Source organism: Anaeromyxobacter soli (assembly GCF_022808855.1).
Classification (GTDB): domain Bacteria; phylum Myxococcota; class Myxococcia; order Myxococcales; family Anaeromyxobacteraceae; genus Anaeromyxobacter; species Anaeromyxobacter soli.
Genome location: NZ_JAKZLF010000001.1, coordinates 473679 through 494793, shown reverse-complemented (window position 1 = coordinate 494793; position 21115 = coordinate 473679). Strand labels below are relative to the sequence as shown.

Sequence of the window (21115 nt, the reverse complement as noted above, 5' to 3'; positions counted from 1 at the left end):
TCCGTAGGGGAACCGGGCGTCTTGACCGGTCCGAGCGCGCTCGATTATACGTCCCCATGCTCAACCGCGACGACCTCCGCCTCGCGCTGACGTTCGACGACGTCCTGCTGCTCCCCGCGGAATCCGACGTCCTCCCGAAGTCGGTCGAGACGTCGACGCGCTTCACCCGCAACCTCCAGCTCAACATCCCGATCGTCTCGGCCGCCATGGACACGGTGACCGAGGCGCGGATGGCCATCGCGATGGCCTCCTCGGGCGGGCTCGGCTTCGTCCACAAGAACCTCACCGTCGAGCAGCAGGCGGCCGAGGTCCACAAGGTCAAGAAGTACGAGTCGGCGGTGGTCGGGGACCCGATCACGATCGAGCCCGAGGCGCCCATCCACCGCGCCGTCGCGCTCATGCGCGAGAACGGGATCAGCGGCATCCCCGTCGTCCAGAAGGGCCGGCTGGTCGGCATCCTCACGAACCGCGACCTCCGCTTCGAGAAGAACCTCGAGCAGCGCGTCGAGCAGGTGATGACGAAGGACCTCGTCACCGCCCGCGAGGGCGTGACGATCGAGGAGGCGAAGGAGCTCCTCCACCGGCACCGGATCGAGAAGCTCCTCGTCGTGAACGAGGCGTTCGAGCTGCGCGGCCTCGTCACCATCAAGGACATCGAGAAGATCCAGAAGCACCCGAACGCCGCCAAGGACAAGCTCGGCCGGCTCCTCTGCGGCGCGGCGGTGGGGGTGGGGGCCGATCGCGAGCAGCGGATCCAGGCCCTCCTCAAGGCGGGCGTGGACGTCATCGCCATCGACACCGCCCACGGCGCGCACCGGGACGTCCTCGAGGCGGTGCGGGCGACCAAGACGAACTTCAAGAACGTCGAGCTCGTCGCCGGCAACGTGGCGACCGCCGAGGCCGCCGAGGCGCTCTGCAAGGCGGGGGTGGACGCGGTGAAGGTCGGCGTGGGCCCCGGCTCCATCTGCACGACGCGCGTGGTCTCCGGCGTCGGCGTCCCCCAGATCACCGCGGTGGACGACTGCACCCGCGCCGCCGAGAAGTACGGCGTGCCGGTCATCTCCGACGGCGGCGTGAAGTTCTCGGGCGACCTCGTGAAGGCCATCGCGGCCGGCGCGTCGAGCGTGATGATCGGGTCCCTGCTCGCGGGCACCGAGGAGGCGCCCGGCGACGTGATCCTCTACCAGGGCCGCAGCTACAAGTCGTACCGGGGCATGGGCTCGCTCGGCGCGATGAAGCAGGGCTCCAAGGACCGCTACTTCCAGGCCGAGGTCTCGGACGCCGACAAGCTCGTGCCCGAGGGCATCGAGGGGCGGGTGCCGTACAAGGGCACCGTCGAGATGACGCTCTTCCAGCTCGTGGGCGGCCTGCGCAGCGGCATGGGCTACCTCGGCTGCAAGGCGATCGCGGAGCTGCGGGTGAAGCCGCGCTTCGTGCGGATCTCCACCTCCGGCCTGCGCGAGAGCCACGTGCACGACGTCATCATCGAGAAGGAAGCGCCGAACTACCGGGCGGACTGATTCCCTCCGCTCGTGGTGAGCCTGTCGGACCACGAGCCGGCGCAGCGCGGCTTTTGCCGCTCGCACCCGACAGGCGGCGAGGCGAGCGGTCTTTGACGTCGGAGCCGGAGGCCCGCGTTGGACATCCACGCAGAGAAGATCCTCATCCTCGACTTCGGGTCGCAGTACACGCAGCTCATCGCGCGCAGGCTGCGCGAGCTCGGCGTCTACTGCGAGATCCACCCGTGCACGATGAAGCCCGAGGCGATGCGCGCGTTCGCGCCCCGGGGCGTGGTCCTCTCCGGCGGGCCGATGTCGGTGCTCGCCGAGGGCAGCCCGCGCGCCGACCGGCTCGCCTTCGAGCTGGGCGTCCCCGTCCTCGGGATCTGCTACGGCCTCCAGCTCCTCGCCCATGAGCTGGGCGGGCGCGTGGACAAGGCCGCGCACCGCGAGTTCGGCCCGGCGACCATCGAGACGCGCGAGGGCGCGGAGCTGTTCGAGGGGCTGCCGCGCAAGCTCGACGTCTGGATGAGCCACGGCGACCGCGTCGAGGCGCTGCCGCCCGGGTTCGAGCCCATCGCCGCGACGTCCTCGGCGCCGTTCGCCGCCGTCGAGGACCGCCGCCGGCGCTTCTTCGGCGTGCAGTTCCACCCCGAGGTGGTCCACACGCCGCTCGGCAAGGACATCCTCCGCAACTTCGCCTACCGCGTGTGCGGCTGCTCCGGCAGCTGGTCGATGCGGGCCTACGTGGAGATCGCGGTCGAGCAGATCCGCGCCCAGGTGAAGGACGGCCACGTCCTCTGCGCGCTCTCGGGCGGCGTGGACTCCGCCGTCGCGGCGCTCCTCGTCCACCGCGCCATCGGCGACCGGCTCCGCTGCATCTTCGTGGACAACGGCGTGCTCCGCGCCGGCGAGCGCGCCCAGGTCGAGGAGGTCTTCGGGCGGATGTTCCACCTGCCGCTCGTGACCGTGGACGCCTCCGAGCGCTTCCTCGCGAAGCTCGCCGGCGTCACCGACCCCGAGCAAAAGCGCAAGATCATCGGCCGCGAGTTCATCGCGGTGTTCGAGGAGCAGGTGGAGGGCCTCGCCGCCGGCGGCGAGCGCGCCCAGTTCCTCGTCCAGGGCACGCTCTACCCCGACGTCATCGAGTCGGTCTCCTTCAAGGGACCGTCCGCCACCATCAAGAGCCACCACAACGTCGGCGGCCTCCCCGAGGTGATGAAGCTCGGGCTCGTCGAGCCCCTGCGCGAGCTCTTCAAGGACGAGGTGCGCCGGCTCGGGATCGAGCTCGGGCTGCCGCCGCACATCGTCCAGCGCCAGCCGTTCCCCGGCCCGGGGCTCGCCATCCGCGTGCTCGGCGAGGTCACCGAGGAGCGGCTCGCCGTGCTCCGCAGGGCGGACACCATCGTCCAGGAGGAGATCCGCGCGGCCGGCCTCTACGAGAAGCTCTGGCAGGGGTTCGCGGTGCTCCTCCCGGTGCGCAGCGTCGGCGTCATGGGCGACGAGCGCACCTACGAGGCCACCTGCGCCATCCGCGCCATCGAGTCGACGGACGGCATGACCGGCGACTGGGCTCGCCTGCCCTACGACCTCCTCGGGCGCATGTCCTCGCGCATCATCAACGAGGTCCGCGGCATCAACCGCGTCGTGTACGACATCTCCTCGAAGCCGCCCGCCACGATCGAGTGGGAGTAGCGCGCGCCGGGAAGCGCCCCGGCACCGCCGGGGCCTCGCCTCGCAGAGGAGGCGCGGCGCGCCCACCCGGTCGCCGGTGTAGGCGCGAGGTTGCTCGCTTCCTTAGTTTGCCGGCTGGCGGCAGAGGGCTATCATCCCGCCGGATCGGAGGCTTCCAAGATGGCGCGATCGTCCGCGGTCCGCGCGCTCGCCCCGCTGGCAATGCTCGCGGCGGCCGGGTGTCAGGACTACAACTTCAACCCCGTCGGCCACTGCCTGGTGCAGCCCGGCAACGAGCGCGTCACGCTCTCGGATCTCTCGTCGGCGGACATCCTGTTCGTCGTGGACGACTCCGGGTCGATGGCAGCCGAGCAGGCGAAGCTCGCCCAGAACTTCACCCGGTTCGTCTCCAGGATCGATCAGTTCAACGCGGAGCGCGCGGCGGCCGGGCGCTTGCCGATCGACTTCCACATCGCGGTCACCACGACGTCGGTGTTCTGGAACCCGGAGTACGGGAGCTCCTTCGCGTACACGTGCCAGGCGGGGACCTGCGTGAACTCGTCGGGCACCCCCTTGCTCGGGGACGACGGGCAGGTGGTGAAGTGCACCCGCGAGACGAGCGTGCTCGCCGACCAGCTCGGCGCCAACGGCGCCGCGGGCTGCGGGCAGCTCACGCACACCTACGACTTCTCCTTCTGCACGAGCCAGCAGAGCCCGGTCGGAGTCGCGGTGGAGGGCGCCCGCTACCCGCAGGGCGACTTCGTGGGCTGGCACGGCAACCCGCGCGTCCTGCACTTCGACAAGGAGCTCTACGGCGCGGGAGCGAAGAACCGCCAGGGCTTCACGCGGCAGCAGCTCATCGACTGGTTCGTCGGCGGCACGAGCGTCGGCGGAAACGTGATCGTCGGCACCTGCGGCTCCGGCCAGGAGCAAGCGCTCCAGGCGGCGCGGCTCGCGCTGCAGAAGGCGCTCGGGGGACAGCAGAAGGACGCGTACACGATGTCGGGCGCCCCGGCGTGGGACGGGACGAACGCGACGGCGCCGGCGGAGTGGCCGCGCAAGGACTCCAAGCTCGTGCTCGTGTTCGTCGGCGACGAGGACGACTGCTCTTCCCCCAACGACGCCAGCGCGGGCATCGTCATGCGCGCGGATCCGACCGGCGCCGACGCCTGCGTGCGCGACTACGAGTCGACGGACCCGACCAAGAAGAAGGAGTTCGGGGTCGGCGAGATCGTGGACTACTTCGCGAGCCTCGGCCGCCCGCTCGGCGCGGCGTTCATCCTGCCGGCGGCGCAGACCTCCTGCTCGGGGGACTCGTGCACCGCGGGGCTCTGCTGCCAGACCGACTGCGCCTGCGGCTCTGCGAACTGCGGCGCCCAGGCTCCCGGCAACCGGCTCCTCGACGCCGCCCACGCGCTGCGCGGCAAGGGCGCGGACGTCATCACGGGCTCGGTGTGCGACCCGGACTTCGGCACGCTCCTCGAGTCGGTCGCCGACATCCTGAAGCCGCCCGCAGGCCTGGAGCTGAATACCGAGCCCGCCGAGGGCCAGATCGCGCTGCTCCGGATCGCCAAGGCGAACGGCCAGCCGAGGAAGACCTGCAACGGGCCCGCGCCTGCCGGCACGGCGTTCGCCGCGGCGCAGGACCAGAACCTCTGCAAGGACGCGACCGGCGCCGCGGTGCGGTGCGACTGGTGGTTCACCGCCACCAAGGACGCCGGCGACGCGGTCGCGGTCTCGACGTTCATCTACATCAACCATGCGACGAACAACTGCGAGGCCGATCCGGGCGAGACCTACTCCGCCGACTACATCGCCCTGAACCCGCGGAGCGGCTGCACGACCCGCACCGAATGCCAACAGGCGCTCGGCGGTCGGGTCGAGGACTGGGGCTGCTACACGCCGCCCGGGACCGGCCGCGGCACCTGCGTGTGCTGCGCGCCTGGCTCGACGGCGCTGGAGTGCCAGCCGTGAGCCGGGCGGCCCGCGCCGGCTCGCTCCTCGCGGTGGGCGCGCTCGCGCTCGCCGCCTGCGAGCAGGTGCCCTCGCAGGCGGTCACCCGCTGCGAGTCGACGCAGGTCGTTCCGGCGGCGGTGAAGACGGACATCCTCTTCGTCATCGACGACTCGATCTCGATGGACGAGGAGCAGGCGAACCTGCGCGACAACCTGAACGCGTTCATCACCGCGCTCGTCGCCGCGCCCGTGGCGAACGAGTTCCAGATCGGGATCACCTCCACCTCGGTCGAGGACTACGGCGCCACCGCCACCAGCGGCCAGGCGTACACGAGCGGCCCGGCCACGGGGAAGCCGTTCCCGGACGGCGCGCTCATCGCCATCCAGCAGAGCTCCCCCGGGGTGGCGGTGCCCGGCGACATCCTCTGGAAGTCCGGCACGGGCTTCGAGGGGACGCGCATCCTCACCGCCTCCTCGCCCTCGCTCGTCGACGACTTCAAGGCGAACGTGCGGGTCGGCACCTACGGCACGTTCAAGGAGCAGCCGTTCCGCGCGGCGCGCCTGGCGCTCTCCGATCGCATCGCGGACGGCACGAACGCCGGGTTCCTGCGGAGCGGGGCGCGGCTCGCGGTCGTCTTCGTCTCCGACGAGGACGACTGCTCCGACACGGCCGCGCCCTTCGCCGTCGACGACGTCGACTGCCACAACCCGGGCTTCAAGGCCTCGAGCCTCGACTCGATCGGCGACGTCGTGACCTTCCTCCGCGACCCGATCGACGGAGAGCGCCGGGAGGTCGTGGTCGCATCCATCGTCGGCGTGGACCCGGCGAGCGGTGAGCCGTCGTGCGCCACCTGCGCGAACGACGTGTGCGGGACCGCGCTCGACGGCGGGCTCCGCTTCACGGAGCTCGCGAGCGCGCTCGGGAGCGTGCGGACCCGGACCGGCTCCATCTGCGACGCGAGCTTCAAGAGCATCCTCGAGGACATCGCCGGCCTGCTCGTCGCCCAGTCGGTGCCGCTCCAGGGGACCCCCGCGGACTGGCGCATGCTCGCGGTCGGAGTGGATCGCGCGGGGCTCGAGACCATCCCTTGCACGGTCGCGCTCGACGGTACGGCCGAGGCGGCCACTGCCGGCGCGGTCTACACGCCCCCCCTCTCGGGGCGCCCCGCGACCGTCACGTTCCAGAACGCGTGCCGGCTCCAGCAGGGCGATCGCGTGCAGCTCCAGCTGATCTGCGCCGGCTGACCGGGTCATCCGCACCCGCCGGGTGACGGATCGTGAAGACCTCCGTCCGGAGCCTGCGCGGCCGGGCGCGGGTGTGCAACAACTCGTTCATGGTCCCCGCCCTCGCGCTCGTTCTCGCGACCGCGCTCTCCTCGGCCGCCCCGGCAGGACCGGCGGCCGCTGCGTCGAGTCAGACGCTCGCGTCGCTCGTCGCGCGCGCCGACGCCGCGTACGTCCGCCGCGCGGATCCCGCCGAGCTCGCGGCCGTGGGCGCCGCGCTCGACGAGGCGGAGCGCCTCGGGCCCGAGGACTACGAGGTGCTCTGGCGGCGGGCGCGCCTCGAGGTCTGGCTCGCGGACGATCCCTCGCTGCCGAAGGACGAGCAGACGCGGCTCGGCAAGCGCGCCTGGGACTACGGCGAGCGGGCGATCCGGGCGAACCCGGCGCGCGTCGAGGGATGGAACTACGCGGCCGCGGGCATGGGGCAGTACGCGCTGGGGCTCGGCATCCTGCGCGCGCTGCGCGAGGGCCTGGAGGGGAAGTTCAAGGACCGGCTCTCGCACGCCGAGAAGATCGACCCCGGGTTCGGGGGAGGCGCCATCCAGACCGCCTGGGGCCGCTTCTGGTACGAGCTGCCCTGGCCCAAGTACGACGCGCGAAAGTCCGAGCGGGCGCTCAAGGACGCGCTCGGGCGCAACCCGGACAACGTCCGCGCGCGCGTCTACCTCGCGGACACCTACCGCAAGCAGGGGCGGAAGCGCGAGGCGCGCGAGCAGCTCGAGAAGGCTGCCGCGGACGCGCCCGGACGCTATGACGAAGCCGAGGAGCGGCGCTGGCAGGGGATCGCCCGCCGCAAGCTCGCCGAGTGAGGAGAACGCGATGATCGCCGAGGCCGAGCTGAAGACGGGGTCGCCCGCCGCGCGCAACCTGGTCGCGCTGTTCGAGGCGCAGGCGAAGGCGCGCGCCGATCGCACCGCCGTGAAGATGAAGCGCGAGGGGCGCTGGCAGGAGGTCTCCTGGGCGGACCTCGCCCGCCGGGCACGCGACGTCGCCGACGGCCTCGCCGCCATCGGGCTCCACCCCGGAGACCGGGTGGCGATCATCGGCGAGACCAACATCGAGTGGATCCTCGCCGATCTGGGCATCCTCGGCGCCGCGGGGATCACGGTCACGATCTACCAGTCGAACAAGGCCGCCGAGTGCCAGTACATCCTGGCCGACTCCGGGGCGCGCTTCGTCTTCTGCGACACCGACGTGCAGGTCGCGAAGATCCGCGACGTGCGGGGCAAGCTGCCCGCCCTCGAGGGCATCATCCGCGCGACCGGGATCGCGGCGGATCCGTTCGAGCGCACGCTCGCGGACCTGGAGCGCTCGGGCGCGGAGTGGCGGCGCGCGAACCCCGACGCGCACGCCGCCCGCCTCGCGGTGGTCGGCCCGGACGCGCCGGCGAGCTTCATCTACACCTCCGGCACGACCGGCAACCCGAAGGGCGTCGTCCTCACCCACGGCAACTGGGTCTACGAGGGGTATGCGATCGAGCAGATCCGGCTCATCGGCCCGGACGACCTCGTCCTCATGTTCCTGCCGATGGCGCACTCGTTCGCGAAGGTCATCGAGGCCGTCTGGTTCGCCACGGGCGCGACCTGCGCGTTCGTGGAGTCGCTCGAGAAGATCCTCGACAACGCCTCGGAGGTGCGGCCGACGGTGATGCCCTCCGTGCCGCGCATCTTCGAGAAGGCCTACAACACGGTCATCTCGAAGGGCCTCGCGACGCCGGGCCTCAAGGGCAAGCTCTTCCAGCTCGCCATGGAGAGCTTCGAGCAGTACGCGACCGCGGCCGAGCAGGGGAAGAGCTACTCGTCCTTCGGCTTCCTCGTGGGCAAGAAGCTGGTGTTCCCGAAGCTCACGCACGCGCTCGAGGAGAAGTTCGGCGGGCGCATGCGGCTCTTCGTGTCCGGCGGCGCGCCGCTCTCCCCGAAGATCGCCCACTTCTTCGGCGTGCTCGGCTTCACCATCCTCGAGGGCTACGGCCTCACCGAGTCGTCCGCCGGCACGTTCGTGAACCGCCCGGGCGAGAACCGGATCGGCACGGTCGGGCCGCCGGTGCCCGGGACCGAGGTGCGGATCGCGGACGACGGCGAGATCCTCGTGAAGGGCGCCGGCGTGATGAAGGGGTACTACAACGCCCCGGCGGCGACCGCGGAGGTGCTGCGGGATGGCTGGCTGTACACGGGGGACATCGGCTACCTCGACGAGGCGGGCCACCTCCGGATCACCGACCGCAAGAAGGACATCATCGTCACGGCGGGCGGGAAGAACGTCGCGCCGCAGAACCTCGAGAACGAGCTCAAGACGGAGCCGCTCGTCTCGCAGGTGATGGTGCACGGCGACAAGCGGAAGTTCCTCTCGGCGCTCGTCGCGCTCAACGAGGAGAACGCCCGCAAGTGGGCGACCGACGCCGGCGTCCCGGCGGGCGCCGCGCTCCACGAGGACCCGCGCGTGCGCGCCCAGATCCAGAAGGCGATCGACGCGCTCAACGCCAAGCAGGCGAGCTACTCCACCATCAAGAAGTTCGCGATCGTGCCGCGGGACTTCACGCAGGAGTCGGGGGAGCTGACGCCCACGCTCAAGGTCAAGCGCAAGGTCGTCACGCAGAACTACAAGGACCTCCTCGACTCGTTCTACTTGGAGTAGCCGGGGCTCCCCCCCACGGGCGCTCGCGCCCGGGGGGAGCATTGCTCTACTGTCGCCGGCACCAGGTCAGCGGGGGCCGAGCCAACCCATGGGGGGCCAGGTGGACCAGAGCGGCCTTCGAGTCCTCCTCGTCGAGGACGACGACGACAACCGGGAGCTGATGGCCGAGGTCCTCGAGGCGTCGGGCTACGTGGTGCTTCCGGCCGCGAGCGGTCAGGAAGGGCTGAAGACGCTCTCCGAGCACTCGATCGACGTCGTCGTCACCGACGTCGGCATGCCCGGGATGGGCGGGCTCGAGATGGCGAAGGCCGCGAAGTCCATCGCCCCCACGGTCCCGGTGGTGATCGTCACGGGCTGGGCGGAGCGCGACGACATCGCGAGAGCGCGCGGGCGGGAGGTCGACGCGGTGCTCATCAAGCCCGTCGATCCCGACGCGCTCACCTCCGCCGTGGCCGACGTGCTCCGCGCCCGCCCTCGCCCGTAGCGCTGCAGCCCTCGCTTGACAGCCCTTCCGCGGGCCAATACGTATCATCGACGCCGCGCCGATTTCCGAATCGGTGCGCGCCGAGGAGGCCCCGCCCGATGGCCGAGCAAGTGACGAGCGTGAAGGACGTGTTCGAGCGCCACATCCCGGGTCGCTTCCAGGCGAAGCCGGACGTGGTGCAGAAGATCAGCGCCGTGTACCAGTTCAACATCTCGGGCCCGGGCGGTGGCGTCTGGACGGTGGACTGCACGGCGCCGGGCGGCCGGGTCGCCGAGGGGCACGCACCGAACGCGAAGTGCACGGTGGCCGCCACCGACGCCGACTTCCTGAACATCGTGAACGGCAAGCTCAACGCGCAGATGGCCTTCATGTCCGGCAAGCTCAAGATCCAGGGCGACATGGGCCTCGCGATGAAGCTCCAGCAGATCCTGTAGCGGTGCCGCCGCTCGAGGGACTCCGCGTTCTCGATCTGTCCCGGCTGCTCCCGGGGCCGTTCGCGACGCTCGTCCTCGCGGATCTCGGCGCCGACGTGGTGAAGATCGAGGCCCCGCCGGACGGCGACGCCCTCCGCTCGCTCCCGCCGCTCGCCGGCGAGGCCTCCGGCGCGTTCCACGCGCTCAACCGCAACAAGCGTTCGCTCGCCCTCGATCTGCGCCGCCCCGAGGGCGTGGCCGCCTTCCTGCGGCTCGCGGCCCGCGCCGACGTGGTCGTCGAGTCGTACCGCCCCGGCGTCCTCGACTGCATGGGCCTCGGCTACGCCGCGCTCCGCGCCGCGAGCCCGCGCCTCGTGCTGTGCTCGATCACCGGCTACGGCCAGGACGGCCCGTACGCGGGGCGCGCCGGGCACGACGTGGACTACTGCGCCCTCGCGGGCGTGCTCGGGCTGAACGGCGAGCCGGAGCGGCCCGTCCTGCCGGGCGTGCAGATCGCCGATCTCGCCGGCGGGGCCTGGCCCGCGGTGGCGGGCATCCTCGCGGCGCTCGTCCGACGCGCGGCGACCGGGGAGGGCGCTCACGTGGACGTGTCGATGGCGGAGGGCGCGCTCGCCCTCATGACGCTCCCGCTCGCCCTGGCCTGGGCGCGCGGCGCGCCGACCGTCCGGGGGCGGGAGCTGCTCTCCGGCGGCGCGGCCACCTACGGCGTGTACCGCACGAAGGACGGGCGCTTCGTGGCGCTCGGCGCGCTCGAGCCGAAGTTCTTCGCGGCGTTCTGCGAGGCGGTCGGGCGGCCGGAGCTCGCGCCGCGCCAGCTCGAGGGCGGCGGCGCGGGCCCGCGCGCCGAGCTGGAGGCGATCTTCGCGGCGCGGACGCGCGACGAGTGGGCGGCCTTCGCGGCGGCGCACGACGTGTGCGTCGCGCCGGTGCTGGAGGGCGACGAGCCCTGCTCCGATCCGCACCTCGCCGCGCGCGGCGCGTTCGTCGAGGTGCCGACGCCGTGGGAGGGCAGGGCGATCCGCGGCGTCGCGACGCCGGTGCGGCTCCGCGGTGAGGAGGCGCCCCGGAGGCCGGCGCCGCGGATGGGCGAGCACGGCGAGGCGGTGCTGCGCGAGGCCGGCTTCTCCGAGGAGGAGCTCGCGTCGTTGCGGGCGGCCGGCGCGCTCGGTCCGTGACGACACTGCCCGCGGCCCGTCCGGGCGTCCGGGCGATTGGCTTGACAGCACCCCGGTCGCCCGAACATCCTCTCCCGCCGATGCGCGCGCTCATCGCCGCGGCCCTCGCGGCCTACCTGGCGCTCACGGCGATCGCGCCGCACGTCCACCTCGAGGACCCCGGGAGCGGCGGGCACCCGTGCGCGGTGTGCGTCTCGCGCATCGGCGACGTCGCGACCCGCGCCACCCCCGAGCTCAGGCCCTCGCCGCTGGTCACGGGCGAGGTGATCCTCCCGCCCGGGCTCCCGCCTCTGGCCGGCGCTCCGCTCGGCGCAGTCCCCGGTCAGTCCCCTCCCGTCCCCGCGTAGCCGGTTGCCTTTCGCGAACCGCGGCCGCCCCATTCACCAGGGGTGCGTCGCGCAGCCGTGACGACGGGCCAGGGGCGCCTCGCGCGCCCGGGAGCAGGACGACATGAGAACGACGATCGCGGCGAGCGTGCTCGCCGCAGTCCTCGCGCTGCCGCAGCAAGGCGGCGCGCAGGAGACGCCGGCAGCTTCGACCGGCGCGGCGAGCGGTGAGGCGAGTCCGCCGGCGCGCGCGCCGCAGGGGCCTCCCGGAGCACCCGCCGAGCAGTCCGAGGCGGAGAAGAAGAAGCTCGAGGAGGACATCACGCGCGAGCTGGGCGGTGCGCCCGCTTCGAGCGGGCAGCCGGCGGCCGGCGGCGGGGAGACCCCGGGCCAGGGCGGGGCGGCCGCCCCGGGTACGGCGGGCGCCGCGCCCTCCGACGCGGCCCGCTACGCGCGCGTGCTGCTCCTGCCCGACGTGAGCGCCATCGGCAGCGGCGCCGCGACCTTCGGGACCTACGACATCGGGAAGCTCTCCCCGCGCTCGGGGCCCTTCGGCCCGGCGGACAAGCCGGGCTTCCAGTTCCAGGAGCTCGAGCTCGGGCTCCAGGCCGTCGTGGATCCCTACGCGCGCGCCGACGCGTTCGTCTCGTTCACGCCGGACGGCGCCGACGTGGAGGAGGCGTACCTGACGACGCTCTCGCTCCCCGCCGGCCTGCAGCTCCGCGCGGGGAAGCTCTTCAGCCCCTTCGGCCGCCAGAACCAGCAGCACCCGCACGTCTGGGAGTTCGTGGACGCGCCCCTCGCGCGCTCGCGGCTCCTCGCCGACGAGGTGCTCTCGGGCCCGGGCGTGGACGCGAGCTGGCTCGCGCCCCTGCCCTGGTTCGCGACGCTCCACCTCGCGGCCCAGAGCACGGCGCCCGGGGCGGGGGAGGCCGAGGCGCTCACCGGCATCGCGCGCCTCGAGCAGTTCTTCCCGCTCGCGGCGACGGCGACGCTCGGCCTCGGGCTCTCCGCGGCGCGCCGGGACGAGCCGGGCGGCGGAGCGTTCCGCGACCTCGGCGGTGTGGATCTGTACCTGCGCTTCCGCCCGCTCGAGAGCCGGTCCTACCTCGCGCTCTCCGGCGAGCTGTACGCGCGCCGCTTTCGCGGCGTCCCGGACGCGCCGCGCGGCACGGACACCGGCGGCTGGGCGCAGGCGTTCTGGCGGCAGGGGAGCTACTTCGGCTACGGCGCGCGCTACGAGTGGGCGCCGTCGGCAGGGGAGGCGGAGCCCGGGACCGAGCAGCGCGTGGCCGCGCTCGCGGCGTGGCTCCCCTCGGAGTTCCAGCGGCTCCGGCTGCAGGTCGCGTACGACCGGCGGCCGGGCGGACAGGACGGCCTCGAGACGCTCGTCCAGCTCGAGTTCGGCATCGGCGCGCACGGCGCGCACCCGTTCTAGGAGATCACCATGCGCACCTCGCTGCTCGCATCGCTCGCCCTGCTCCTGCCCGCGCTCGCCGCCGCCGAGCCCAAGGTCGTCACCACCACCGAGGGGCTCGCCGCGCTCGCGCGCGAGGTCGGCGGCGATCGCGCCCGCGTGGAGAGCCTCTCCCGCGGCGTGCAGGACCCGCACTTCGTGGACGCGAACCCGATCCTCGCGGTGAAGCTCAGGAACGCCGACCTCCTCGTGGACGTCGGCCTCGACCTCGAGATCGGCTGGCTGCCGCCGCTCGTGAACCAGTCCCGGAACGCCCAGATCCAGCCCGGCGGCCCGCGGCGGCTCACCGCCGCGAGCGTGATCCAGGTGCTCGACGTGCCGACCGGCGTCGTCGACCGCAGCCGCGGCGACCTCCACCCCGGCGGCAACCCGCACTTCCTCACCGACCCGCGCCGCGCGCTGAAGGTCGCGGAGGCGATCGCCGGGCGGCTCGCGGCGCTGGATCCCGGCGGTGCCGATCGCTACCAGAAGAACCTCGCCGCGTTCCGCGGCAGGATCGAGGCGGCGATCCCGCGCTGGCAGGCGGCGCTCGCGCCCGTGAAGGGGCGGAAGATCATCACCCAGCACCGGACGCTGCCCTACTTCCTCGAGTGGACGGGGCTGCAGTCGGTGGGCGAGCTCGAGCCCCGCCCCGGCGTCCCGCCGCCGCCCGCGCACCTCGCCGACCTCGTCGGCCTGGCGAAGCGCGAGGGGGTGAAGGCGATCGTGCTCGAGAACTACTACGACCGGCGGTCGGCGGACGTCGTGGCGAAGTACTCCGGCGCCAAGGTGGTGCAGATCCCCGGCGACGTCGGGGGCGAGCCCGGGCTCGACGGCTACGAGAAGTACGTGGACATGCTCGTCACGCGCGTGGCCGGGGCGGCGCGATGAGCGGCGCGCTCGTGCGCCTCGAGGGCGCGGCCATCGGGTACGGCCGCCGGCCGCTCCTCCAGGGGCTCGACCTCGCCGTCGGACCGGGCGAGTTCCTGGCGGTGGTCGGCCCGAACGGCGGCGGGAAGACGACGCTCCTCCGGACCCTGCTCGGCGCCCACGCTCCGGTGGCGGGCCGCGTGGTGCGGCGGGAGGGGCTGCGCGTCGGCTACGTGCCGCAGCGCGAGCACGTGGACACCATCTGGCCCTTCACCGCGGGGGAGGTGACGCTGATGGGCCGCGTGCCGGTCCTCGGGCCCTGGCGGCGGCCCCGCCGCGCCGACCGGGAAGAGGCCCGGCGCGCGCTCTCCCGCGTGGGCGTGGAGCACCTCGCGGAGAAGCGCTTCGGCGAGCTCTCGGGCGGACAGCGCCAGCGCACGCTCATCGCGCGGGCGCTGGTCGCCGATCCCGAGCTCCTCGCGCTCGACGAGCCCACGAGCGGCATGGATCCCGCCGCCGAGCTGGGCCTCATGGACCTGCTGCGGGAGCTGCAGCGCAACGGCGCGCTCACGATCGTGATGGTCTCGCACCGCCTCGAGGCGGTGGCCAACTACGCCCGCGCGCTCGCGTTCGTGGACAAGGACCGGAGGCTGTTCCGGGTGGGCAGCCTCGACGAGATGCTCCGCCCGGACGCGCTCGGCGCGCTCTACGGCCGCGCGGTGGCGGTGCGCGAGGAGGCGGGGCGGCGGCTCGTGTACCCGCTCTCCTCGAACGGCGAGGAGGTGCTCCCGTGAGCGCGCTCCAGGAGTTCCTCGCCGCGCGCGAGATCTGGCAGGTCCCGCTCGCCGCGTCCGTCGTCGCGGGCGCGCTCCTCGGCGCGCTCGGGGTGTACGTCGTCCTCCGGCGCACGGTGTTCGTCTCGGCGGCCCTCACGCAGCTCTCGACGCTGGGCCTCGTCGCGACGCTCCTCGCCGAGGAGCGGTTCCACATCGAGACCGAGCACGCCTCCGAGCAGCTGCTCGTCGCGATCACGTTCTCGGTGGTGGGCGCGCTCGTGCTCGGCGCGCTCCGGTCGCGCCGGCTCCCCGCCGAGGCGACCGTCGGCACGGCCTGGGTGGTGTCGTCGGCGCTCGTGGTCCTCGGCGCGAGCCGCCTCGTGCACGCCGCGCACGATCTCGGCGGGATGGTCTTCGGCAACGCGGTGGCGGTGCCGGCGAGCGACCTCGCGGTCATCGCCGGGGTGGCGGTGCTCTGCACCGTGGTCCACCAGCTCTTCGCGAAGGAGCTCGCGTTCACGTCGTTCGACGCGGAGACGGCGCAGGCGGTGGGGATGCGCGTGCAGGTCTGGGACTCGGTGCTGTTCCTCACCATCGGCCTCGCCATCCCGGTCACGGCGAGGGCGCTCGGGGCGCTGCCGGTCTTCGCGTTCCTCACGCTGCCCGCGGCGGGGGCGCTGCTCCTCGGGGCGCGCTTCCGCGTCGCCTTCCCGCTCGCGGCGGCGCTCGGCGTGGTGGCGGCGGCGGGAGGGTACGTCCTCTCCTGGATCTGGGAGCTCCCCACCGGCGCGACGATGGTCGCGCTCGCCGCGTTCCTCGCGGCGCCCGCCGCGCTGCGGCGCCTCGCGCGGTGATCAGCGGGCCCCGCCGGCGCGGCCCGGGCCGGCCGCGTCGTCGAGGAGCTGGGGCAGCGGCGTCATCGTGCGCGCCGTGGCCCCGGCGGAGCGGCGGGGCAGGGTGACCGTGAAGGTGGTGCCGCGGTCGGGCGCCGACTCGACCGCGATGTCGCCGCCGTGCGCCTGCGCGATCTCGCGCGCGATGTGGAGCCCGAGGCCGAGGCCACGGCCCTCCGCGCCGCTCGCGAAGGCGTCGAAGACGGAGGGGAGGAGCTCGGGCGGGATCGCCGGCCCGGGGTTGTGGACCGCCACCGAGGCGCTCGTCGAGCTGGCGCGAAGCTCGACCGTCACGACGGCTTCCGCCTCCGAGTGCTCGCACGCGTTGGCGAGCAGGTTCGAGAGGACCTGGGCGAGCCTATCGCGATCCCAGTCTCCCTCGCACCGCGGGGGGAGCCGCAGGTCGAAGCGGTGCTGCCGGTGGGAGGGCTCGGTCTCGGCCGCCGCCTGCCGGACGAGCTCGCAGAGGTCGATCTCGGCCCGCGTGAGCGGGATCCCGCGGCCGAGCCGGACGCGGGAGACGTCGAGGAGCTGCTCGACCATGCGCGCCATGCGCCGGGCGCTGCGGAGCACGCGCTCGAGGTGGCCGCGCACCTTCGCGTCCTCGCTGCGCCTGAGCGCGAGCGTCGCGCCGGCGACGACCGCGCCGAGCGGGTTGCGGAGATCATGGCCGAGCACGGCGACGAACGTCTCGGAGAGCCGGACCGCGCGGTTCAGCTCGTCGATGAGCCGCTCGCGCTGCGCCTCGGCGGTGTGGCGGTGGAGCGCCTCGCGGTTCAGCGCGGCGAGCTTCTCCGACGGAAGGGCGAAGTTGCCGGGCTGCTCCGGGGCGACGAGGCGGAGGAGGAGGAGCGCCTCCGGCCCGGGCAGCCGCGCTCCCTCGCAGCGCACCCGCTCGGCGCGCCCCGCGAGCGTGAACGCGCCGGGGAGCGGTCCGGTCGATCGCAGCCAGCTTGCCACGAGCTCGGCGAGCGAGGGATCGCCGGCGAGCTCCACGAGCGCTCGCCCCTCGAGCGCCGCGACGGGTGCGCCGAGCCGCTCGCCCGCGGCCTCGTTGGCCCCGAGCACCACCCCCGCGCGCGAGACGAGCAGGAGCGCGTCCGGCAAGAGCTCTGCGATGGCGCGGAACTCGGCGAGCACGCGATCACTCCCGGACGTACTCGCGGCTCGCTGCGGCGGCCGAGCGCTCGGAGGGGCGGAGGTCGCAGAGCTCGGAGGGCACCGCGGTCCTATGCGGTCCGTCGGGGGTCATGACCGATCCCTTGAGAGGTCTGCCCCCGGCGGAGGACCGGACGAGCGTGCCGGCGATGCGCGGAGCCTGCGGTACGCGGCGAAATGGCGGTGGCGCTACCCTGGCGGTCTCCGGTCACCTCTGTAGCGGATGGAGAAGCGTGCTCAGGCGTCGCGGCCGCGCCGCGCCACCTCACGCGCCTCCTGCGCGAGACCCTCCACCACGGAGTGGAAGCCCTTGAACTGCTCCATGCGCGCCGCGGGCAGCCGGCGGCGGATCTCGGCGGCGATCCGGGGGACCTTCGCGGTGCCGCCGGTGCAGCAGACGACGCCGATGTCCGCGGGCTCCACCCCGGCCGCGCGCACCGTCTCGTCCAGGCTGCCCAGGATCGCGTCCACCTCCCGGCCGCTCGCCTCCTCGAAGCCCGCGCGCGTGACCCGCTCCCGCACCTCGATGCCAGGGTAGGAGAACACGATCTCGGACTTCGTCGCCGAGGAGAGCGTGCGCTTCGCGCGCTCGATCGCCTCGAACAGATGGAAGCCCTGCGTGTCCTCCACGAGGATCGCGAGCTGATCCATGGAGCGGCGATCGTCCTCGGAGAGCGACCACCGCCGCACGTCGGCGAGGAAGCTGGCGATGTCGCGCCGCTGGAGGATCGACAGGTGCGCGGGGGAGCAGAGGTGCTGCACGATCCCCCGAGGCATCCGCAGGACGTTGTTCCCGAACGGCGCCCGGTACTGCACCTCCGCGCCGAAGTGCCGGCCGACCTGTGCCCGCATCAGCGAAGCGTCGAGCGCGTCGCCCGCGACCGCCACGCCGCCCACGGCGAGCACGTCGCCTCGCTCGAGCGCGCGGGGCCCGATGCGGAGCACGGTGAAGTCCGAGGTGCCGCCGCCGAAGTCGCCGATCAGCGCCAGCTCCTCGCGCTGCGCGGCGGCGCCGAACGCGCGCGCCGCGGCGACCGGCTCGGGCAGGAAGTGGACCTCCTCGAAGCCGGCGAGCTCCGCCGCCTTGCGGAGCCGGGCCTCGGCGAAGGCGTCGTCCTCTCCGTCGAAGTGGACCGGGCGCCCCAGGAGCGCCCGCCGCACCTCCGTCCCGAAGTGCGCGTCGGCCCGCACGCGCATGTGGCGCAGCAGGGCGGCGACCAGCTCCTCCGCGGAGACGAGGCGCCCGCGGAGGATCGTCCCGCGGAAGGATCGCGAGCCGAGGTGGTGCTTGATGGAGCGCAGCAGGCGGGCTTCGCCGCCGTGCTCGACGAACTGGCGAAGCGCCTCGCCGCCTACGAACACCCCGCCGGCGTCGGGGAAGCAGAGGATGCTCCGCAGGATCGTCGGATCGGACGCGTCGGGATCGAGCGGCACCGGGTCGAACACCCGATCCCCGTTCGCGGCGGCGAGGAGCGAGTTGCTCGTGCCGAAGTCGATGGCGTAGAGCGTCGGAAGATGGGGCATGCGGCTCTCGGGCGGCCGCACTTGATAACTCATCGTCAGCGGCGCCGCCAACCGTTCGCCGGCGGCCTGGGATGCAGGTCAGCTTCACGACGGACTTTTGCGACTCGCCCGTGCAGATGCCCCCGTCACCCGTCCCGGGGGAAGACGCCGTACGGGACGCCAGGGGAACCAAGGAACGAGTGACCGATGAGCGACGCCGCGCTCGATCCTCACGTTCCGGGCGGGGGCGCAGCTACTTCCGGTCCTCGGGCAGCTCGAACCAGAACTTCTTGTGGGTGAGCTCGGGCGCTTCCCGGGTGACCTCGTTCGTGTCGTCCTTCATCGCCTTGAGGACCGAGTGCAGGTACTCGGTCTGGAGATGGTCCTGGAGGAAGACGAGGGCCTCCTTCTCGTCGGCCCACCCGTGGTCCCGCGGGTAGTGCTGCATCAGGAACTCTCGCAGGTCCACCACCTTCAGCTTGCGACGCTCGATGGTGGTCCATTCCTTGGTCATTCCGAGCTGGATCTTCATGCCTTGCCCTTACCCTTGAACGCGCGCGAATTCCAGCCTTGCCCGAACGGGGTCACGACCTGCCACTTGACACATCGTGGCCTGGCGCGAGGAGAAGGTCTTCTACCCGTGTCCGGCCCTCTCGAATGACGGCCGCGAGCGCTTCGAGCTCGACTGGCTTCGTGAGGTGCACGTCGAAGCCGGCTGCGATGGCCAAGCGGCGGTCCTCCGCCTGACCGTACCCGGTGAGCGCGACGAGGAGCACGCGGCTGCCACGGGCTGCGCGGATCCGCCGGGCCACCTCGTAGCCGTCCAGTCCCGGGAGGCCGATGTCCACGAGGACCACCTCGGGCGCGTGCCGGATCGCCGCCTCCGCTCCCTCGACGCCGTCCGCCGAGGCTTGCACCTCGTGTCCCATCAGCTCCAGCGCCGCCTTCAAGGCGACGCGGTTGTCATCGCCGTCCTCGATCACCAGAATCCGGCGCGGCCGCCGCTCCGGCCGGCGTGCGTCGTCCTGCGGCTCCTGCTCCGAGCTGCCGACGGCGGTCGGAAGCCGGACGACGAACTCGCTCCCCTTGCCGATCCCCTCGCTGAATGCCTCGATGGCGCCGCCGTGCATCGCGACGAGGCTGCGCGCCACCGTCAGCCCGAGGCCGAGGCCGCCGCGGGATCGGTCGAGCGTCGTATCCACCTGCGCGAACGTCTCGAACACGCGACGAAGCTGATCGGGCGCGATGCCGCTCCCATCATCCCGCACGCGGAGGACGGCTTCCGCGCCGGCGTGCTGCAGGTCGACCCAGACGTGCCCGCGCCGGGGCGTGTACTTCAACGCATTGCCGACGAGGTTCGCGAGCACCTGCTCCAGCCGGACGGGATCTCCCATGACCAGCAGACCGGGCGGTGGAACGGTCCACGCGAGTGTGATCCCGCTCTTCACCGCCTCCGGCTGCAACGCCTCCAGCGCCTTCGTGACGAGGCTGGACAGATCCACGATCACCCGGTGCAGCGCGATCTTGCCCGAGGTGACCCGCGCGACGTCCAGGAGGTCGTCCACGATCCGCGCGAGCTGCCTCGACTGACGCGCGACTATCCCGAGCTCGCGGGAGTTGGTCGGCGCGCGCAGCTCCGTCACCTGGAGCGCCATCATGATCGCGGCCAGAGGGTTCCGAAGCTCGTGGCCGAGCATGGCCAGGAACTGATCGCGGGCGGCGACCTCGTGCTCCAGGGCGACCAGCACGTCGCGTGCCGCGTACTGCCGCTGCCGTGCCCGCAGCGCGGTTCGGACGACGGTCACGAACGTGGTCCGGCGAAGCGGCCGCTCCAGGAGCGTGACGTTCCCGAGTGGAGCGAGTCGCTCGAGGGCGATGTCCCGTGCGTCCCGGGACGACGCGCTGGTGAAGACGATGACAGGGAGGTCCGACCAGGCTGGCTGTCGTGCAATCCACCGGGCGAGGTGCTGCACTCGGCCGGGATCCATCGCCTCCATCGCCACGAGGAGCGCCCCCGCGCCAGCACCGAGCTCCGTCACTGCTTGCGACACGTCGCTGCAGGTGGTGACCTGGATCTGATCCGACCGCAGCACCGATGCCGCGAGCGCCGCGTCGCGCCCGGTCGGAGCGACGAGCAGGACACGCTCGGGCACGCCATCCGCCCCGTCGATCACGCTCCACCGGCCCCGCGCTTCTCGCCCGTGTACGCCGGGACGCCGGTGAGGACGCCCTGGAACTCGACGAGCGGCTCGCCGATGCCGACCCCGGAGCTGGTGATGTCGTACTCGCGGATGGTCTTCTCGTGTCCACCGGTGCGCTTCTTCATGACCGACAGCGCCTTGCGGACGGCGCCTCGCGCCTCGAAGTAGCGAGCCAGGATCACCGTGTCCGCGAGGTAGCTCACGTCCATGGACCCTGCCACGCGCCTCCCCAAGATGCCGTGCTCGGTGGAGACGAGGACCGTCAGCACGCCTTGCTGGCCGAGGTACATGAGCATGTCGTGCAGTTGCAGCAGCAGGAAGCTCTCGTTCGGCATCGACTGGAGCAGGCCGTTGACGCTGTCGATGATCACTACGCGGCACTTCTTCTCGTCGACCGCAGCCTGGACCCTGTGCAGGAACTCGCCAGGCGATAGCTGCGCGGGATCGACCTGGGTGACCTCGACGCGCTCCGCTTCGACGTGCGCGTCGATGCCCATGCCGATACCGCGCATCCGCGCGAGCATCGTCTCGCGGGCCTCGTCGAAGAGGAACACGGCCGCGCGCTCCCCGCGGTCCGCGCACCGCCGGGCGAACACCATCGCGAACGTCGACTTGCCCGAGCCGGACGGCCCCATGACGAGGGTGCTCGTGCCGCGGTCCAGCCCTCCGCCGAGGAGTCTCTGTCGAGCGAATCGATCCCGCTGGGGAATGGCTCCGCGACACGGCTCGTGCGGTGCTCCGCGGGCACGACACGCGGAAACACCACCAACCCGCCGGTCACGATGGAGTAGTC

At 72.6% G+C, this 21115-nt stretch carries 19 protein-coding genes; 14 read left to right on the top strand and 5 right to left on the bottom strand.

Annotation, left to right across the window (positions count from 1 at the left end; translation table 11 throughout):
• Positions 1-56: 56 nt before the first annotated feature.
• From guaB to MLV88_RS02125, 14 genes are all read left to right on the top strand, one after another.
• Positions 57-1520 carry an IMP dehydrogenase gene (gene guaB / locus MLV88_RS02190; RefSeq protein ID WP_242333890.1) on the top strand — a complete coding sequence of 488 codons (1464 nt, stop codon included), beginning with the start codon at positions 57-59 and terminating at the stop codon, positions 1518-1520.
• A gap of 117 nt (positions 1521-1637) precedes the next feature.
• Positions 1638-3194, top strand: a complete 1557-nt coding sequence (guaA, locus tag MLV88_RS02185; RefSeq protein ID WP_242333887.1) for a glutamine-hydrolyzing GMP synthase — start codon at positions 1638-1640, stop codon at positions 3192-3194.
• Positions 3195-3353: 159 nt separating this feature from the next.
• Complete coding sequence (locus MLV88_RS02180) at positions 3354-5147, top strand: hypothetical protein (RefSeq protein WP_242333884.1); 1794 nt, start codon at positions 3354-3356, stop codon at positions 5145-5147.
• Positions 5144-6373 (top strand): hypothetical protein, encoded by a 1230-nt coding sequence (locus MLV88_RS02175; protein ID WP_242333881.1) that lies wholly within the window; start codon positions 5144-5146, stop codon positions 6371-6373. Before MLV88_RS02180 ends, MLV88_RS02175 begins: the two co-directional genes overlap by 4 nt.
• Positions 6374-6405: 32 nt before the next feature.
• On the top strand, positions 6406-7221 hold the full coding sequence (locus tag MLV88_RS02170; protein ID WP_242333878.1) for a tetratricopeptide repeat protein: 816 nt from the start codon (positions 6406-6408) through the stop codon (positions 7219-7221).
• A 10-nt stretch (positions 7222-7231) separates the two neighbouring features.
• Positions 7232-9046 carry an AMP-dependent synthetase/ligase gene (locus MLV88_RS02165; protein WP_243336720.1) on the top strand — a complete coding sequence of 605 codons (1815 nt, stop codon included), beginning with the start codon at positions 7232-7234 and terminating at the stop codon, positions 9044-9046.
• 88 nt (positions 9047-9134) lie between these two features.
• The gene (locus MLV88_RS02160; protein WP_242333872.1) at positions 9135-9530 is read left to right on the top strand and encodes a response regulator; all 396 of its coding nucleotides are present in this window, start codon (positions 9135-9137) and stop codon (positions 9528-9530) included.
• A 98-nt stretch (positions 9531-9628) separates the two neighbouring features.
• A complete protein-coding gene (locus MLV88_RS02155) occupies positions 9629-9964 on the top strand; it encodes an SCP2 sterol-binding domain-containing protein (RefSeq protein WP_242333870.1) in 336 nt (111 codons plus the stop codon).
• A 2-nt stretch (positions 9965-9966) separates the two neighbouring features.
• Positions 9967-11139, top strand: a complete 1173-nt coding sequence (locus MLV88_RS02150) for a CaiB/BaiF CoA transferase family protein (RefSeq protein WP_243336719.1) — start codon at positions 9967-9969, stop codon at positions 11137-11139.
• Positions 11140-11219: 80 nt separating this feature from the next.
• Positions 11220-11486, top strand: a complete 267-nt coding sequence (locus tag MLV88_RS02145) for a hypothetical protein (RefSeq protein WP_242333864.1) — start codon at positions 11220-11222, stop codon at positions 11484-11486.
• 103 nt (positions 11487-11589) lie between these two features.
• Positions 11590-12903 carry a hypothetical protein gene (locus MLV88_RS02140; RefSeq protein WP_242333861.1) on the top strand — a complete coding sequence of 438 codons (1314 nt, stop codon included), beginning with the start codon at positions 11590-11592 and terminating at the stop codon, positions 12901-12903.
• Between the two features lie 9 nt (positions 12904-12912).
• Positions 12913-13812 (top strand): metal ABC transporter substrate-binding protein, encoded by a 900-nt coding sequence (locus MLV88_RS02135; protein ID WP_242333859.1) that lies wholly within the window; start codon positions 12913-12915, stop codon positions 13810-13812.
• Entirely contained in the window at positions 13809-14585 is a 777-nt protein-coding gene (locus tag MLV88_RS02130; RefSeq protein ID WP_242333856.1) for a metal ABC transporter ATP-binding protein, read from the top strand. The genes MLV88_RS02135 and MLV88_RS02130 overlap by 4 nt, the downstream gene beginning before the upstream one ends.
• On the top strand, positions 14582-15421 hold the full coding sequence (locus tag MLV88_RS02125) for a metal ABC transporter permease (RefSeq protein WP_243336718.1): 840 nt from the start codon (positions 14582-14584) through the stop codon (positions 15419-15421). The genes MLV88_RS02130 and MLV88_RS02125 overlap by 4 nt, the downstream gene beginning before the upstream one ends.
• Here the strand turns inward: MLV88_RS02125 and MLV88_RS02120 are convergent, their stop codons facing one another.
• The 5 genes from MLV88_RS02120 to MLV88_RS02100 form a co-directional block, all read right to left on the bottom strand.
• On the bottom strand, positions 15422-16600 hold the full coding sequence (locus tag MLV88_RS02120; protein ID WP_242353490.1) for a sensor histidine kinase: 1179 nt from the start codon (positions 16598-16600) through the stop codon (positions 15422-15424). It lies immediately after the preceding gene.
• Positions 16601-16855: 255 nt separating this feature from the next.
• On the bottom strand, positions 16856-18142 hold the full coding sequence (locus MLV88_RS02115; RefSeq protein ID WP_242333848.1) for an Hsp70 family protein: 1287 nt from the start codon (positions 18140-18142) through the stop codon (positions 16856-16858).
• Positions 18143-18374: 232 nt separating this feature from the next.
• Positions 18375-18653: a hypothetical protein gene (locus MLV88_RS02110; RefSeq protein WP_243336717.1), complete on the bottom strand. Its 279-nt coding sequence runs from the start codon at positions 18651-18653 to the stop codon at positions 18375-18377.
• A 52-nt stretch (positions 18654-18705) separates the two neighbouring features.
• Complete coding sequence (locus MLV88_RS02105; RefSeq protein ID WP_243336715.1) at positions 18706-20274, bottom strand: ATP-binding response regulator; 1569 nt, start codon at positions 20272-20274, stop codon at positions 18706-18708.
• A gap of 17 nt (positions 20275-20291) precedes the next feature.
• Positions 20292-20957 (bottom strand): ATPase domain-containing protein, encoded by a 666-nt coding sequence (locus MLV88_RS02100; RefSeq protein ID WP_243336713.1) that lies wholly within the window; start codon positions 20955-20957, stop codon positions 20292-20294.
• Positions 20958-21115 lie beyond the last annotated feature (158 nt).